The sequence below is a fragment of the Pseudomonas sp. FSL W5-0299 genome (assembly GCF_005930655.1).
Lineage (GTDB): Bacteria > Pseudomonadota > Gammaproteobacteria > Pseudomonadales > Pseudomonadaceae > Aquipseudomonas > Aquipseudomonas mandelii.
This window is the reverse complement of the sequence record NZ_RXHX01000041.1, coordinates 1-16,401: the sequence shown is the minus strand read 5'-3', so window position 1 is coordinate 16,401 and position 16,401 is coordinate 1. Positions and strand designations below refer to the sequence as shown.

The 16,401-nt window shown below is 58.2% G+C and carries 16 protein-coding genes and 2 pseudogenes; 6 read left to right on the top strand and 12 right to left on the bottom strand.

Annotated elements, in window-relative coordinates:
• Positions 1 to 14 precede the first annotated feature (14 nt).
• From FHL16_RS29350 to FHL16_RS29340, 3 genes are all read right to left on the bottom strand, one after another.
• Positions 15 to 350 (bottom strand): hypothetical protein, encoded by a 336-nt coding sequence (locus tag FHL16_RS29350; protein ID WP_010459119.1) that lies wholly within the window; start codon positions 348 to 350, stop codon positions 15 to 17.
• A gap of 306 nt (positions 351 to 656) precedes the next feature.
• Entirely contained in the window at positions 657 to 1,085 is a 429-nt protein-coding gene (locus FHL16_RS29345; RefSeq protein WP_077750088.1) for a DUF1801 domain-containing protein, read from the bottom strand.
• Between the two features lie 130 nt (positions 1,086 to 1,215).
• Positions 1,216 to 2,151 (bottom strand): Ppx/GppA phosphatase family protein, encoded by a 936-nt coding sequence (locus tag FHL16_RS29340; RefSeq protein ID WP_077750087.1) that lies wholly within the window; start codon positions 2,149 to 2,151, stop codon positions 1,216 to 1,218.
• Between the two features lie 281 nt (positions 2,152 to 2,432).
• On the opposite strand from FHL16_RS29340, the gene FHL16_RS29335 reads away from it, so the two are divergent.
• Positions 2,433 to 3,497: an alpha/beta fold hydrolase gene (locus FHL16_RS29335; protein WP_077750086.1), complete on the top strand. Its 1,065-nt coding sequence runs from the start codon at positions 2,433 to 2,435 to the stop codon at positions 3,495 to 3,497.
• A 93-nt stretch (positions 3,498 to 3,590) separates the two neighbouring features.
• On the opposite strand, the gene FHL16_RS29330 is transcribed toward FHL16_RS29335, so the two are convergent.
• The 4 genes from FHL16_RS29330 to FHL16_RS29315 form a co-directional block, all read right to left on the bottom strand.
• On the bottom strand, positions 3,591 to 4,049 hold the full coding sequence (locus FHL16_RS29330) for a metallophosphoesterase family protein (protein ID WP_077750085.1): 459 nt from the start codon (positions 4,047 to 4,049) through the stop codon (positions 3,591 to 3,593).
• 19 nt (positions 4,050 to 4,068) lie between these two features.
• The gene (locus FHL16_RS29325) at positions 4,069 to 4,659 is read right to left on the bottom strand and encodes an eCIS core domain-containing protein (protein ID WP_077750084.1); all 591 of its coding nucleotides are present in this window, start codon (positions 4,657 to 4,659) and stop codon (positions 4,069 to 4,071) included.
• A 90-nt stretch (positions 4,660 to 4,749) separates the two neighbouring features.
• Entirely contained in the window at positions 4,750 to 4,914 is a 165-nt protein-coding gene (locus tag FHL16_RS29320; RefSeq protein ID WP_010459110.1) for a DUF2986 domain-containing protein, read from the bottom strand.
• Between the two features lie 179 nt (positions 4,915 to 5,093).
• A complete protein-coding gene (locus tag FHL16_RS29315) occupies positions 5,094 to 6,230 on the bottom strand; it encodes an alkene reductase (protein WP_077750083.1) in 1,137 nt (378 codons plus the stop codon).
• Positions 6,231 to 6,347: 117 nt separating this feature from the next.
• Here FHL16_RS29315 and FHL16_RS29310 point away from each other — a divergent pair, with 117 nt between their 5' ends.
• Positions 6,348 to 6,719 carry a winged helix-turn-helix transcriptional regulator gene (locus tag FHL16_RS29310; RefSeq protein WP_234452946.1) on the top strand — a complete coding sequence of 124 codons (372 nt, stop codon included), beginning with the start codon at positions 6,348 to 6,350 and terminating at the stop codon, positions 6,717 to 6,719.
• A 122-nt stretch (positions 6,720 to 6,841) separates the two neighbouring features.
• Here the strand turns inward: FHL16_RS29310 and FHL16_RS29305 are convergent, their stop codons facing one another.
• The 3 genes from FHL16_RS29305 to FHL16_RS29295 form a co-directional block, all read right to left on the bottom strand.
• Complete coding sequence (locus FHL16_RS29305) at positions 6,842 to 7,831, bottom strand: MBL fold metallo-hydrolase (protein ID WP_077750081.1); 990 nt, start codon at positions 7,829 to 7,831, stop codon at positions 6,842 to 6,844.
• 198 nt (positions 7,832 to 8,029) lie between these two features.
• Positions 8,030 to 9,028 (bottom strand): acyltransferase family protein, encoded by a 999-nt coding sequence (locus tag FHL16_RS29300; RefSeq protein ID WP_077750080.1) that lies wholly within the window; start codon positions 9,026 to 9,028, stop codon positions 8,030 to 8,032.
• A 248-nt stretch (positions 9,029 to 9,276) separates the two neighbouring features.
• The gene (locus FHL16_RS29295) at positions 9,277 to 9,618 is read right to left on the bottom strand and encodes a hypothetical protein (protein WP_077750079.1); all 342 of its coding nucleotides are present in this window, start codon (positions 9,616 to 9,618) and stop codon (positions 9,277 to 9,279) included.
• A gap of 207 nt (positions 9,619 to 9,825) precedes the next feature.
• Between FHL16_RS29295 and FHL16_RS29290 the strand changes: the two genes are divergently transcribed.
• A complete protein-coding gene (locus FHL16_RS29290; protein WP_077750078.1) occupies positions 9,826 to 10,074 on the top strand; it encodes a hypothetical protein in 249 nt (82 codons plus the stop codon).
• Between the two features lie 135 nt (positions 10,075 to 10,209).
• On the opposite strand, the pseudogene FHL16_RS29285 reads toward FHL16_RS29290, so the two are convergent.
• Positions 10,210 to 10,438, bottom strand: a pseudogene (locus tag FHL16_RS29285) (VOC family protein); the annotation flags it as partial.
• Between the two features lie 777 nt (positions 10,439 to 11,215).
• Between FHL16_RS29285 and FHL16_RS29275 the strand changes: the two are divergent.
• Both FHL16_RS29275 and FHL16_RS29270 read left to right on the top strand, forming a co-directional pair.
• Entirely contained in the window at positions 11,216 to 11,665 is a 450-nt protein-coding gene (locus FHL16_RS29275; protein ID WP_077750077.1) for a hypothetical protein, read from the top strand.
• Positions 11,666 to 11,977: 312 nt separating this feature from the next.
• A complete protein-coding gene (locus FHL16_RS29270) occupies positions 11,978 to 13,636 on the top strand; it encodes an arylsulfatase (protein ID WP_077750076.1) in 1,659 nt (552 codons plus the stop codon).
• A gap of 109 nt (positions 13,637 to 13,745) precedes the next feature.
• Here the strand turns inward: FHL16_RS29270 and FHL16_RS29265 are convergent.
• Positions 13,746 to 14,544 (bottom strand): annotated as a pseudogene (locus FHL16_RS29265) (transporter).
• A gap of 220 nt (positions 14,545 to 14,764) precedes the next feature.
• On the opposite strand from FHL16_RS29265, the gene FHL16_RS29260 reads away from it, so the two are divergent.
• Positions 14,765 to 16,033 carry an OmpP1/FadL family transporter gene (locus tag FHL16_RS29260; protein ID WP_077750075.1) on the top strand — a complete coding sequence of 423 codons (1,269 nt, stop codon included), beginning with the start codon at positions 14,765 to 14,767 and terminating at the stop codon, positions 16,031 to 16,033.
• The last annotated feature ends 368 nt before the right edge of the window (positions 16,034 to 16,401 follow it).

Here is a 16,401-nt window from a genome sequence, read left to right as displayed (position 1 = left end):
ACCGGGTATTGGGCTTACTGAACGTTTTTCAGCTTGACCACATCACCGGAGATCTTGGTGGTGTAGCCGGTCAGGACCCACGCCCAGAACCAGTTTTCCTGCACCTGGGTGTTGATCATCGCGTCACCGCCCTTGGCTTTGATCGCCGCGTTCTGAGCGCGAACAAAACGGTTGTTCTGCTGGATCGGGATCACGCCGAACAGCAGCAGGCCCGTGGCGCTCGCTTCACTGTGGCCCAGGACGGTGTATTGACTGCTTTCATAATGCTGGGTGTTCATCGGCGTGCCGGTGCAACCCGCCAGAACCAGACCGAACAGGGCTACTGCGACAACTTTACTAACGTACTTCACTGAAAAAGCTCCATGAGATATTGCCCGGGATCCATCTCTCGGGCGGCGCACACTCTAACGGATGAGGTGGCCAATTGGTATCAGCTAAAGCAGGTGATTGGCCGCCCCTTGGTTGGCGGCGGCTTTTGTTCGAGAGAGTGAAACGTCGCGCCTCAGCTCTGAGTTATCGCAGCCGGTGAACGCGCTGATGAAACAGGCTCGTCGTCCAGCTTGATAACATTGCCAGCATCGGCCCCAACCGCCGCCATGGGGATTGAAATGGCATAGCCGTAGAGATTGACTCACTGATCGGCATCAGTTCTTTGCTCATTTCACCGGTTTGGCACGCGCGGCAGCTCGCGAGAAGTTGAGCGCGACGGCAGCGTTAATCAACGCCTTCAACGCTTCCTCATCAATCTCATCGCCTTCATGCACATCAATCGCCCGTCGGGTATTGCCTTCAAGACTGGCATTGAAAAGTCCCGAAGGATCCTCCAGCGAAGCGCCCTTGGCGAAGGTCATCTTCACGGCGTTCTTGTACGTCTCGCCGGTGCAGATGATGCCCGCGTGTGACCACACCGGAACGCCCCGCCATTTCCATTCCTCGACCACATCGGGGTCGGCGTGCTGGATGATCGTTCGAATCCTGGCGAGCGTTTCGCCCCGCCAGTCACTCAGCTCTTTGATTCTCGCGTCTATCAGCGCAGAGGCGCCTTCGTCCTCTGCGTTCTTTGAGCCGATGGGTTCCTTGTTCATGAGATAACCGCCTCCTTCAGGATGGATTCGCCCGGTTCATGATAGATGGCGTTCACCCGCCTTTGAGGCGCGCTGACTGACGGCTTGCGTCCCTGACCGGTAATGACTGCAGTCAGTTATCAGAGTCCAGTCAATGCCTGGCCATCAATCCATGTAACACCCCGACCCTTAAACCCGCTTCCGAAGGCGTCATTTGCGACAGGCAAAAGACCTTGAACGCGGCCAGCATGACCACCAGTCCGCCAGGCAAGCTATTCAGGCGATGGGGTTGCAAACCCGCCAGCCTGAGGTGATTGACCTGCCCCGCTTCAAGCAGGCGCAACGACAGGCGCAGCAGGCCGCCGTAGGTGATTCCGCCTTGGTCATCATCGTTCAAGCCGTTGGCCTTGAGGACTTTGGCGAGCATCCGCGCGGTGCCTGAAGAGCCGATGGCCTGCTGCCAACCCAGCGCCCGGTAACGATGTGCGACCTTTTCAAACTGCACCGTAGCGACGCGCTCGGCTTCCAGCAGGCCCTGAGCCGTAATGCAGCCTCCGTGAAAATAACGCGTGCCAAAAGTGCTGCTGCCAATGGCAATGCTTTCGGTCAACAGGGGCTGTGCGCCCTGCCCCAGAATCAACTCGGTGGAGCCGCCGCCAATGTCCACCACGAGCCGCATACTCGCGGCACTCGGTGTCGTGTGGGCAACCCCGGCATACACCAGCCGGGCTTCTTCATGCCCGGAGATCACGTCAATCCGAAACCCCAGGTGACGCTCGGCGCTGGTCAAAAACAACTGGGCATTGTCGGCTTCGCGCACCGCGCTGGTCGCCACGGCCCGCACTCGTCCGGCCTCGAAGCCGCGCAGCTTTTTGCCGAATCGCGCGAGCGCCTGCCACCCTCGATCCAACGCCAACTCATCCAGCGCGCCGCCCTGGAATCCTTCCGCCAAACGGACGGGCTCGCGCAGGGTTTTGACTTCCTGGATCACGATCTGCTGGTTGCGTCTGACCGACTGGCCAATCATCAGGCGAAACGCATTGGAGCCCAGGTCGATGGCCGCAAACAGAGAGGCGTTCCCTTTCATGGTGGGGATTCCTGGCAGATTCATCAGCCCGCGGGCGGGTGCGCTGGGTATTGAAGATGGTTTGTGATGATCCTGCCATGCCTTAGGTGACACCAAGATGACACCGCCCCCCCCTGCGTCGCTGTGTATCACAGTGTGTACGGCTACCCTCTTGATACATGCGTTTTCACCGGGCCTGCGTTTCGACACAGGCCAGATACGTCGCCGCGTTCAAATGTTTTCAAGGTTTCAAGGGGCTCAGCCAGAACCCCTGGCCAACGCCTTGCAACGGAGACATCACCATGAAGATGGCAATGCAGAACAAAACCGGCATGACTCGTCGCCACCTGGTCAGCTCGTCGATCCTGGCATTCGCCCTGTTCGGCGCGCTCGGTGCGGCCCACGCACAAACGAGCGCCACCGTGCAGCCGGCGGCGGTCAAGGCCGACGCCGCTCAGGCCACACCCTCCCCGTTCGGCCCGCTGAAGCACATCAAGGCCGGACTGCTGAACGTGGCCTACGCCGAAACAGGCCCGGCTGATGGTCCGGTAGTGATCCTTCTGCACGGCTGGCCGTATGACATTCACAGCTATGACGAAGTCGCCCCGCTGCTTGCAGCGAAGGGCTATCGCGTGCTGATGCCGTATGCGCGTGGTTATGGCGATACGCATTTCCTGTCCGATAAAACCCTTCGCAACGGCCAACCGGCCGCATTGGCCAGTGACGTCATTGATTTCATGGATGCGCTGAAGATCAAACAAGCGGTGCTCGGTGGCTATGACTGGGGCGCACGTTCCGCCGGCATCGTCTCGGCGCTGTGGCCAGAGCGGGTCAAGGCGCTGGTTTCGGTCAGCGGCTACCTGATCGGTAATCAGGCGGCCGGCAAGAACCCGCTGCCACCCAAGGCCGAATTGCAATGGTGGTACCAGTTTTACTTCGCCACCGACCGTGGTCGTGCCGGGTACGAGAAAAACACTCATGATTTTGCCAAGCTGATCTGGCAACTGGCGTCGCCAAAATGGGCGTTCGATGACGCCACGTTTGACCGCAGCGCCAAGGCCCTGGACAACCCCGACCACGTCGAGATCACCGTCTTCAATTACCGCTGGCGCCTGGGCATGGTCCAGGGCGAGCCTCAATACGAGGCGCTCGAACAGAAACTGGCCACGGCGCCGTCCATCAGCGTGCCGACCATCACCCTTGAAGGCGATGCCAACGGTGCGCCGCACCCAGCCCCCGAGGATTACGCCAAGCGCTTCACCGGCAAATACGAGTTCCGGCTGATCAGCGGCGGCATCGGTCACAACTTGCCGCAGGAAGATCCACAGGCGTTCGCCAAGGCGGTGATTGATGCTGATCACCTTTGAGGCCGATCTGAAATAGTCCTTTCACAACGACGGCTCGTTTGATCAACGAGCCGTTTTATGTTGGAAAAAATTCCGCCGACCCCGTTCTGAACATCATTCCAGCAAAGACACCAGACGCGGCTCCAGGGACGTTTCGAACACATCCAGCAGCGCCAGCGTCACCGGCAGCTTGAAACGCCGCCGCCCCGCACTGCCGGGATTGAGGTAAAGCCGGTCGCCACGCCACTCTATCCGTGGCTTGTGCGAATGACCGGTGATCACCAGCTTGATGGCTGAGTCGAGCGCGGCCGGGACATCGGCGACGTCATGCACCAGCAGCGTTTCCCATCCGTCGAGATCAAAACGAAGAAGGTCAGGAAGTTTTTCTGCCCACGGGGCGTCCAGGTCATTATTCCCGCGGACAACGTACAGCGCGGCGATAGCCTTGAGTTGATCGAGAATGTCGGCGTTGCCGATGTCGCCCGCGTGAATGATCCGCTCACAACCCGCCAGGGCAGCCAAGGCTTCGGCACGGAGCAAGCCGTGAGTATCGGAAATCACACCAACTTTCATGCGCCGCTCCAGATCAGGTTCAAGGATGAGTGACAGCTCCGTCCCGCAACGTCCGCCTGACCTCAGCCTGTATGGCATAAGCCGGCGCCTCCACCGCATTGAAATCTTGTGTATACCGCTGGGCAAATCCTTCTACCCCCCATTCCTGGAACTGCTGCACATGCTTGAGCTCGTGCGCCCAGAGCACGATGTTCTGTTCTGCGGTTTCAGCATCCCGGAAGAGGATGATGTCGATCAGCGTCACGGCACCGACATCGGGGTTTTGCAGCATGGCAGTGGCGGCGTTGAACTGGCCGCTATCGCTGACTTTGTAGCGTGCGGCATCGAGGACGACGGGATCGTACCAGCGCAGCAATTGCTCCCGGATGTGCGGTGGAATGGGTTGCAGGCCGGTGACGGCGGCGTCGGCGCGGGCCTGGGTCAGCCACAGCGCCAAGGCTGGCGCGGCGATCTGGTAAAGGTCATCCGTCAGTCCCATATCTGGCAGGCAGATGCAGCCGTCCAGGCACACTTGCTTCTCGCCAGCCGGGCAGGCGCCGGTCTGGGCTGGCACTTCAAGCGTCAGGCAAAGAACAACAAGCGCCACCAGGCGCGTGATGATGGACGGCATTGGACGCTCCAGGGACGGATGCGGCGCTAACAGTGAATCGGCGTGTCGGCAAAACATCGCTGGACACGACAGACCACTGTTTCCTGCAACTCACTCGCTCTCAGAGGAAGTGGTGGGGTCGAGAGTGGATTCAGCCGCGAGCTTCAATCGATCAGCCTTGCTGATGTATTTAGACTTGCTTGCCGGTGCCAGTTTGGCACTGGCTTTTTTGGCATGCGCCTTTAATAGCTGCTTGATTTTTTTTTGACGATTCATGGTTTTCCACTCGGTGTGTCAGCGCCCGAATGATATCAGCTTAAATGGCCGGACCCGATCCCCGGGGGGCGCGCAGGGTGCACAACGCGGGCAATTGACGACAAATCGCAGGCGCTGGCAGAACCGCCCGCCACCGAACGCCTGCCACCGCCGCAATCAGTCCAAGGCTGCGAAAAGCACTACCCCAGGGAATAGGCGGGGAAATCCGTATAACCGACCTCGCCGCGGCGGGTGTAATACGCTGATCGGTCCGCTTCGGCTAACGGCCAGCCGTGCTTGAGACGCTCTGCAAGGTCCGGGTTGGCGATAAAGGGTCTGCCGAAGGCAATTAAGTCCACCAACCCGGTGTCGAGCGCAGCCTGCGCGCTGTTGCGATCAGTGAACCCGCCACACCAGATGATTGCGCCAGGGAACGCGGCCCGAACCTTGGCCAGCAGAGCGTGGTCGAGGTGGTTCGATTTGAACTCGGCCAACTCCATGTTTTCCTCAGGCATCAGCTCGTAGACCAGGTGCAGATAGGCGACGCCGAGACGACCCAGACGCTCAGCCACGTACAGCAAGGTTTCCTCGGTCAGCGGGTCCGCCGGAATACCGTTGAACTTGCCAAACGGCGACAGGCGCACACCCACACGCCCCGGCCCCCACTCACGCACCGCCGCTTCAACGACTTCCAGCAGGAACCGTGTACGGTTTTCCAAGCTGCCGCCTCCATATGAATCGGTGCGCGTATTGAGCACCGAGTTCATGAACTGCTCGACCAGATAGCCATTGGCACCATGGATTTCGACACCGTCAAACCCGGCCTCCCGGGCGTGGATGCACTCTTGTGTAAACGTGTCGACCAATGCCATCACCTCCTCTGACGTCAGGCGCCGAGGCTGGCCCGCCGGGATGTGGTCCAACTTGCCATCCGGGCCGTGAGCGAACACTTGCGACTCAGCCCTTTCGTCGGTCACGCCCCAAGGCGCCTCGCCGTTCGGCATGAGCGATGGATGGGCCATCCGGCCGACGTGCCACAGTTGCAGAAATATCGTGCCGCCGTTGCGGTGAACCTGATCGGTCACCAGGCGCCAGCCTTGCCGTTGGGCTGGCGTGTAGATACCAGGTGTCATGGCGTAGCCATTGCTGGAGGGCGCAACGTCCGTTGCCTCGGCGACGATCAGGCCGGCACTGGCTCGCTGCCCGTAATAGGTGGCCATCAATTCATTGGGGACGTCACCCTCGGACGTCCGCGTGCGCGTCATGGGCGCCATGACGATACGGTTTTTCAGTCTGAGGGTGCCGCCAACCAACTGAGATTCAAACAGGTCTATCATTGGGCTTCCTTCGGGTCGGATCTGATCGGAAGGAAAGCGTACTGTTCCTAAATCAGGCCTATCTACACACCGTTTAGTCAGTGGTACCCAATGAAGACAATCAATAGACTGCCGGGCTTGCCGATCGAGCGCACGCTGGCTGTGCTCTCCGGGCGCTGGAAGGGAGTCATCCTTCATGTGCTGCTGGACGGACCGCAACGCACCTGTGATCTGGAGAAGCGCATCGTCGGCGTTTCACAGAAGGTGTTGATCGAGCAACTGCGAGCGCTTGAGGAACACGGGATGGTGAGCCGCCAACCCAGCGCCCGGGATCGCCAGGGGATCGAATACCTGCTCACCCCGCTGGGCGAAAGCCTGCGGCCCATCCTCGAATTGTTGATCGAATGGGGCGTCCATCACGCGATGGAACTCGACGAGGCCGATCGGCTGTTGCCCTGCGAGGCAGTTGTTCGAGATCGCATTATCCGATCAGAGAATGAGAATGCCTGACTGGGTGCCCGACATCGCGTCGTGCTGATACGCATTGGGCCAGGTTAGCGCTGGCCCGGTAAAAGTTGTGCCCCCCGCTCGGCCTGCCTTGGCCTGAACGGAGGTCCGGCTCCCGCGAGCGATCAATAGTCCCAGATGGCCGCGATCCAGCGAAAGGCATCTCCGTCGATGGCCACTCGACCAACGGAGGGGAACGGCAGGTGCGTAGCGACAAACAGCTCGCCGCTCGCCGCCGCCTCGCGCATCAGGCGAACACGCACGCGATACGCTTCCTCCGGGTCATGTTCAAAGCCGTTGTGCCATTCAGGGTGCTCGAAGGCGACCGGGAACAGCGCGTCGCCTGCGAACGTCAACCGCTCACCGCCGGAGTTCACGTAGACCACACTGTGCCCCGGAGTGTGGCCGCCGGTCAGCTTGACGACCACGCCCGGTGCCACCTCATATTCGTCTTCGAACGTCTTCAGCTGGTTGTGGAAGGCATCCATGAACTGCTGGGCCGTGGACCGCAAAACGTCGGGCACCGGTGTCGGCATGGTGGTTTGGGTGAAGTCGGGAGTCGCCCAGAAATCGACCTCGGTCGCCGAAACGTGAATTCGCACATCAGGACGCAACCGGTTCTTCACCTCATCGACGAGCAGCCCGCCGATATGGTCCATGTGCATGTGGGTGATCACCACGTCGGTCACCGACGCCAGGTCGATGCCGGCCGACTCCAGACGCTTGGGGAACTGCCCGGCCCGCGGAAAGCCGGGGAACTGCCCACCCAGCCCAGCGTCGACCAGGATGGTCTGGTCGCCGCTGCGCAGCACCAGAACGTTGAGCGGCCAATCGAATGCGTCCGGCCCCAGGTATTGATCCTTGAACCAGGCCTCGCGATCGGCGGGGTCGACATTGGTGGACATCGTCGACGTCGGCAGCGGCAGCACCCCATCGCTGATCACCAGCACGTCAATCTCGCCGACTCGCAGGGCATAGCGCGAAGAAACCATCTCTTGCGCCCCCGTTCCGCCGAAATTCGAGGTGCTGTACAAGCTTAAGCCGGAGTCCGGCTGACCGCTCACTGGCTGAGATGCTCCATCCTTTGGGGTGGGGATGTTCAGATGCGTCGTCATGGTTATTCTCCGATTGCCTGACTCAAGGGGTCTTAAGCGAAAGCCACTCTCTCGAGGTGAAAGGGACTGATCGTTCAGGAATCGAGTCTGCATCGCGACGCACCACGCCAGCTACCATACCTGGGTATGGTGAGCTTGCACCTTAGCGTGATCGTTTCATGCAAAAGTGTGGAGACGGGCTCTACGAAGTCACACGCACTAAGCCACCTTTTCGCCGTCTCGCCGTTTACCCACGCTGAACCTCGCGCCCGCCCGAAGCGCATGGCGGAGTTTCAGCGCCGGCCGTTCGATGCTGTAGTACGAAACGCAGCTCAACCCGAACGACAGGATCAGAACGGCGGCAACGATGTGCGCGTCGTAGGCAACCGGCCAGAAAGCACGCAGGAAGTACATCACCACAAAGTGATTCAAAAACACGCCATAGCTGATGTCCCCGAGGAATTCGTCAACCCGGTGAAACTTGAGTTTCGTCAGCACGTACACGGCCGGGATGCCTAAGGCGATGCCCGCCGTCACCTCCGCGTTAAACGGCCGACGCTCAATCAGTCCCGCTTCGATGGCCGCAAACATCAAGGCAGCCACCACGGCAGTGCCGGCAGCGATCGCTAAACCCTTCGCCTGCGGTTTGTACAGGTAGCTGCCGCACAGGAACATGAACAAGACGCCCGGCAACAGGCGATAGCCGTACACATCGGTGTTGAGGAAACCAAGACACGCAGTCATAAATACGGCGACAGACAAGACAAACGCAACGCCCCTCGCCTTGTAGATCAACAGGAATGGAATCACCAGGTAGAAACACATCTCCAGCCCCAGAGACCAGGCCGGCGGCAAAATCAGCGGCCCGGCGAGCCCGAACATGTAGAAGCCGAGGGGCACCATCGTGAGGCTCGCCGCGATGTTCCCGAGCGTCAGCTCGGCGGCTTGAGGCGTGCCGGGCAGCAGGCAATAAATCACGGCGCACGATGCCAGGAAGTAGAACAGGAATTGAGGGTAAAGCCTCAAGGCCCTGTCCATGTAGAACAGCCCGATTTTCTGCGGCGCCTTGTAATTGCGCTCAATGAGCGAGGTCATTACAAAGCCGCTGATGATCAGAAAGGAAATCACGGCAACCACGCCAGGGTTAAGCCCCGCGAACGTTTTGCCCATATGAGAAACGGCCACAAGAATAGCCAACAGCAAACGATAAGCGCCCACTTACACTCCTGACGTCCTTGTATTTATGGCGCGTAAACTACGATGCTTTGCGTCCTGAGAACAGGATTATTTCGTGCTGCGGGAACCTGTTTACATTCGTGTGAGATCGACCAGGCAATCCGTGCCGTATGGCGATTCGAATTGGCCCTGACAAAAAAAAGCCCCGCGACCGAAAGGCGGTGCGGGGCAAAAAATTGGTTGGTTGCGGCCAACCAAAGGAGCGCTTGAAAAACGTTTACGGGTCGGGGTCAGATGCAATCCTGGGCGGCGCGTCCGAAACTCGACGGCAGGAAGTTCGAGGCCAGCAAGTGCCGCTCGTAGATGAACACCTTGCCGCCACTGCCGGACTTGTAGGCCTCCAGTACGTTGTCCGCAGAGACTTTGCTCGGCACCACGATCCGGTAGCTGCGCTGGGTCTGCGAGACGGTCGGGTTCAACGCACTGCCCTGCAATTTCGGTACGACGCAGTCGGCGTATTGCGCAGGTGTCTTACTGGTCTGCAGGGTCAGCGTCGGGTCGTTCGGCGCAGAGGCGCAACCGGCGAGCAATAAAGAGGCAAACGCCATGGCAGGCACAAATAAAGGGCGCATGGATGTCATCCTGAAAATAAAAAGTCCGGTTCATCGCGTGACGGGTCAGCGTCACGGGCTGTGTTCGATGGGGGCGATTTTCCGGTGATTACTGACAAAGCAGAACTTGTCTTTCGTGATTGTCACTATTACCTCACGCAATAGTTGCGCGCCGTGCAGACTCGTACACACTCAATCACAACCGAAATACATTGATGAGGCCTCTCCTTGAGAACGTTTGACCTGATCCGCGACGCCGTCCTGCCCGAGTTCCGTGACCGGGTGGCCGAGTACTTGATCCAGTACGAAACTGTACTGCTGTGCGAAAACCCGCACGACCGGGAGTTAACCCGTGCCACCGCCAACCAGCTGCGTGGTTATTTGCGCGGGCTGAACACCACGCGGGTGTTGGGCATGGCTGATTGGGAGGAACTGGATCGGCGGGTGGTGGATACGTGGCTAGCGCCCGACCAATGACAGCGGGTCCAGCCACCGGTCTCGGTCGATGAGACGGTTCACCCATTGGTGGATCATCTAGTGGAGTAATTGCGCTACGCCCTGCTGGGTATTTCCAACAGGATCATGGTGGCGAAAATCAAGGCGAACCGGGTTTTAATCGGGACTGAAGCCATAGGCCGCCAGTTTGTTGCCGTCCAGATCACGGGCATAGGCAGCGTAGGCATTCACAGGTACCGCCAGCGGCCAAAGCGGCTGCATGGAACGCGTCGATGGCGGCACGGGGCGGCGCTTCGAAACTGATGGTCACCCCATTACCGACGCTGGCAGGTGCGTCGTTCGCCGATATCAGAACAAAGAAGGACGGTGCGCTCTCGCCCCATATGCACCACTGGCTTGATGAAAGCGTTAACGGCGTAAAAACCGGTCTTTTTTGCCCCATCCAAAGGGCTTTAAGAGTTTGCTGAGCGGTTTTAACTGTTCGTGGAAACGTCACGGACTTGATCAGTTTGCGAAACGTCAGCACGGTCTCCTGGCGTCGATGTAGAAAACCAAATCTGACGTTTTTACACACTCTCGGCCAGAAGCTGCCGGTCAAAAGTACAGAAAACAAATCTGTCCCTTTCTTCTTTCTGGCCGGTTGGCTGACCGGATTGCGGGTTACGCGAGATGGTCACGTTGTGGCTGAAGGCCTTCTGGACGCAATTCGACGCAGAGTCCTTCGCAGCCGCCAATTGCCAGCAGGTCTGTTCGATCAGTGAGAAACATTCGCTCCATGGCGGAGCAGGCCTGCCTGGAATCAAGCCCGGACGTACTGCTCAGTACCCGAACCACACAGTCCGTGTTGGATCGCCCGCGCTTGCGTGGCGCCGATCCGGGTCAATTTTCATATTGAGCATCATCTGATGGCGTCAGCGCCCTATTTCCGCTTGCCTAAATTGCATGCACTTTAGCGCCAGCGCGGCATCGTGCCGCAACCACCCACCTACTTGCAGGTGCTCAAGCGTGTGAGCATGCGAGCTCACAACGTCTGATTGATAAACCTGGGGGATTCAGGGATTTAACGGGCTATAAAAGTAGACGTTCAAGAACGCACAGCGACGTTATTGAGCTATACCCAATAGTCCCCCCACCGCACTACTTCCAATATTGGAGGTTGGCAATGAAATTCCGTCTCCCCCTGTCAGTGCTATTGACTACCGCAAGTCTCTTCGGCTGCACCAGCTCCTCACACCAATCAATGAATCTTCCGTTGGCAGCGACCCATAAAAACCCTGGTCATACCGCCACGACTACATTGACTGGCGAAGGCAATCAAACCAACTTTGACTTCTACATTACCGGCGTTCCAAACGGGACCATCCTGCCGCCGCGCATCTACACCTTCATCAACAAAGGCAGTTGCCAGCAACCCGGGCCAGTCGCGTACGCAATGAACGATAAGGTCAACACCGAACCCAATGCAGGCACCGGTGGATGGACCTTTTACAGAAGCGCGCCCATTACAATGCCAGACCTGCTTTCCGGCAAGTACGCCGTCGTCGTGCGTACTTCACCCGAGGATGGCAGCGCCGATATTTTCTGCGGCGATATTGCACACGCGACTCGATGAACCGTCGGTAGTCATTTTTAAGTCGAGTCGCGCTTTGTGGCGATTGTGTTTACCGCGTTCATGGTTGGTATCTATTCAGTTTGTAATCCTGGCGTTACATACACCAACAAAACACGGCTATCGCCCCGTTGATTTGAAAAAACCGCACTAGACTCCTTCCTGCGCCTTAACCCGTGCATGGTCATGCCACAGGGGGAAATGATTCTGTACGCAGTACCTAGGCTAATTACTCGGTGGTCAATGCACCATGGGTCAATGTTGATGTGCACCATCACCGGTTGCCAGCACCATGAAACAACGAGGAATCCTGGTATGGAACAGCTATCGGATCGTTTCAAACTATCAATAGTGTTTGCTGCGCTTTTGTCACTGAACGGACTTGCCCATGCGGCTCAGACGGAAAAGACCAATATTCTGTTTATCGTCTCCGACGATACCGGCTATGGCGACCTGGGCCCTTACGGCGGTGGGGTCGGTCGAGGCATGCCGACGCCCAGCATCGATGAGCTGGCGGCGGAAGGGGTCACTTTTTACTCTTTTTATGCCCAGCCAAGCTGCACACCGGGTCGGGCAGCCATGCAAACCGGGCGTATTCCTAATCGTAGCGGCATGACCACCGTGGCCTTCCAGGGCCAGGGCGGTGGCCTGCCAGCAGCCGAGTGGACGCTGGCATCGGTGCTGAAAACCGGTGGCTACGACACCTATTTCACCGGCAAATGGCATTTGGGCGAAGCCGATTATGCGCTACCCAATGCGCAAGGTTATGACGTGATGAAATACGTCGGCCTGTATCACGTCAACGCTTACACCTACGCCGATCCGACCTGGTTCCCGGACATGGACCCGGAAACCCGCGCCATGTTCCAACAGGTGACCAAGGGCGCATTGTCCGGCAAGGCCGGGGAAAAACCGATCGAAGAATTCAAGGTCAACGGCCAGTACGTGGACACGCCTGTCGTGGATGGAAAACCTGGCGTGGTCGGCATTCCGTTCTTTGACAACTATGTCGAAAAAGCTGCCCTGGAGTTTCTCGACACGGCAGCCAAATCGGACAAGCCGTTTTTCATCAACGTCAATTTCATGAAAGTGCACCAGCCGAACATGCCTGCACCGGAGTTCGTGCATAAATCCATGTCTAAGTCCAAGTACGCCGACTCGGTGGTCGAACTCGATACCCACATCGGCCGCATTTTGGACAAGCTCAAGGCACTGGGCCTGGATAAGAACACGCTTGTGGTTTACACCACTGACAACGGTGCCTGGCAGGATGTTTATCCGGACGCCGGCTACACCCCGTTCCGTGGGACCAAGGGCACAGTGCGTGAGGGCGGTAACCGGGTACCAGCCATTGCCGTCTGGCCAGACAAGATCAAGCCCGACACAAAAAACCACGAGCTGCTCGGTGGCCTGGATTTGATGGCGACCTTCGCCTCTGTCGCTGGCGTGAAGCTGCCGGAAAAAGATCGCGAAGGTCAGCCAATCATCTTCGACAGTTACGACATGACCCCTGTACTCACCGGCAGTGGCCCTTCTCCGCGCAAGGAGTGGTTCTACTTCACCGAGAACGAACTGTCCCCGGGTGCGGCGCGTGTCGGAAACTACAAGGCCGTATTCAACCTGCGCGGCGATGATGGCGCGCAAACTGGCGGCCTGGCGGTGGACACTAACCTGGGATGGAAAGGCGCAGAAAAATATGTAGCTACCGTGCCGCAGGTCTTTGACTTGTGGCAAGACCCGCAAGAGCGCTATGACCTGTTCATGAACAACTTTACTGAGCGTACCTGGACGATGGTGCCGATCACAGGCGCGATCATGAAGCTAATGAAAACCTACGTCGATTACCCACCACGCAAACTGCAAAGCATGGGTTATGACGGGCCGATCGAGCTGTCGCAATACCAGAAATTCCAAACCGTGCGTGACACCTTGAAAAAAGAAGGCATCAACCTGCCGATGCCAGCAGGTAACTGATCAGACAGGAGAAACATGGCGGCTTCATCAGAGGCCGCCACTTCGCCATTTTGACGTTTGCGAGCAGCGACCACTCGTGACGCCTACAGATGCATCAGCGGAGCTGGAATCATTTTGGAAACAACAGCGTATACGCTACCCGAAACCCCCAGCCTTGTGCGCCATCTTTCGGACTTTCAGCCCAATACCGTGGGCCCACTTGCAAGCTCATGGGTTGATGACCCACTTTGAACAGCTGGGTCACGAACAGGTTGATTGGCACTGACCATTCCGGGTTTGCCAGTCGTAGGTGGACTCAGTGTTGATGCCGAAGGTGGTGTAGGTAGGGGTGGTGTAGCTGAAGAACGGTTGCAGGAAGGTCTGGTTGATTTTGTCTTTTTCATCGGGAGGGCTGTGGTCCAGCGACCAAATGTGATTGGCCAGGATACCGCGGGTCCAGCCGTTACTTTGCTTGAGGGCAACCACGGTAGGACCCGCCCCCCACTGCTCACCACTCAACAGCTCATCTCATCACTGCCGGTTGGCACCAGGATTACCGGTCCTGCCCCTCAAATCCAGCCGCTCGCGGTCGGGTGTTTGGGTGAAAAAAAGAAGCTCTGGGTCACATCACCGACCCCGGACTTGTCCGCCTGCCCACCTGGTACCAGACCGTGTTGATCGATAACTGGCAGGATGGTTCGGGAAATAAGGTTCCACTCGTCATTGAGGGTAAAGGGCAGCACCGGCTGGATATTGGTGACGCTTTGGTAGCCCTCGCCACTGGGGCCAAGTTTCTGGTTCCAGTTGTACTGAATCGGCACGCTGTACAGCGCAGCAACCGGGTTCAGTGATTGTTTGGCCAGCTCGGCCTGGCTATCGGCAGTTTTGCCGGTATCGGGCCAGATAATTACCAGGGCAATGACAGGCATGAGGTGGACGACTTTGCTCATCAGTAGCTCCTTCTCGATAACGAGAATATGCACTACCACTGCGGTTGTGCCGCCTCGATGCGAAGCGACCCGGAGAGCTTAGTTCAGGTTTTCTCGACTAGTATCAATTCGACTTGAGAAGGCGCGTGGGATGCCTGCTGTTACTCCATGGACATGCGTGCGTGCGCTACGTTAATTCGAAAATGGATAGAGGTTAACCATGCCAACCAAAACCACTGCCCTGCCTGCTTGTACGCTCCTCGCGCTGTGCTGCCAGCAAGCCTGGGCCGGCGGCATGATGCTCTACGAAATCGGCACCGATAACGCTGGCCTGGCCAACGCCGGTGCCGCTGCCCGGGCCCAAGGCCCAGCGACCATCGCCAGTAACCCGGCGGGTATGAGTTACCTGCCGGGCACGCAGATCACCGGCGGCTTGCAAGTGCTGTATGGCGACCTGAGCTTCGATCGCGACGCCGGCAGCAATGTGGCCGGCAGCGGCAGTGGCAATGCCCTCGAACCGATCCCCGGTGGCAGTTTCTTCATCAGCCATGAACTGGAAGAACATTGGAGCGTCGGCTTCGGCCAGTACGGCGACTTCGGCTTGGCGGTCAACTACGACAACGATTGGTCCGGCCGCTACTTCGCGCAGAACTCCAGCCTGCTGGGTCTGTCCCTGGTGCCCAGCGTGGCGTATCGCTTCAACGAGCAATGGTCGGTGGGCGTTGGCGTCAAGGCCATGTACGGCATGTTGCAGGCGCAAACCGCCATCGACCGCTCTCCCTTCGGTTTCACCGATCGCGCTGACGGTCAGTACAAGTACAAGGATGGTGCCTGGGGTTATGGCGCCAACGTCGGGGTGATCTATGCCCCGCAATCCGGCACCCGCATTGGCCTGGCCTACACCAGCAAAGTCGACCTGGACTTCGAAGACCCGCTGGATGTGAAAGGCGACGGCCGTTTGCTGGAACGCATCAACGACACCAACACCAAACTCGACACCACCGTGCCGCAGACCGTGACCCTCAGCCTGTTCCAGCAACTGGACCGGCAATGGGCCTTGCTGGCCTCGGCCAACTGGCAGGACTGGTCGGAATTCGGTGAGATCGGCGTACAGGTCGACACCACGGCGTTTGGCGCGCAGTCGAAATCGGTCGATGCCGGTTTCAAGGACACCTGGCACCTGTCCCTTGGCGCGCAGTACCAGGCCACCGAGCAATGGCTGTGGAATGTCGGCGTGGCCTACGACAGCAGCGCTGTCTCCGATAGCAAACGCAGCGTGATCGTACCTATGGGCGAGTCCTGGCGCATCGCCACAGGCGCCACCTATGCTCTGAACCAAGACACCGACATCAACGTCAGTTGGGCCATGGTCTGGCTCGGCGACATGCCGGTGGACCAGACCAAGTCGATCTCGGGCAACCGAGTCTCCGGTCAGTTCGACGATGCCTGGATTCAAGCCCTGACCGGCAACATGACGTGGCGTTTCTGAAGTTCCGCTATCGAAAAATGATGACTCAATCCATGAATCGCATTTTGAGCCCTAAATTCCTCTGTAGAGGCAGACATGAATGTCTGCAATGGGCCCAGAGTGTGTAAAAAAGCTTCGCCAAAATTGAAGTGTACGCGTCTACGTTAAATCTGAAATTTATCTGCACGTCAGCAGATGTGGATTTCGTGTAGAGGCGCGATTTCCAGTCCTGTTTTGAGTACCTGACGCGCTCACAAACGTTTTTACACAGTCTCGGCCAGAAGCGGACGCTCAGCCCACTCTTTTTCGGCAATACGTCACCGCCTGGCAGGCATTCCTAAAAAGGATTTACACTCGTTTTGCCTCGATTCAGACCGCTGTCTACATAC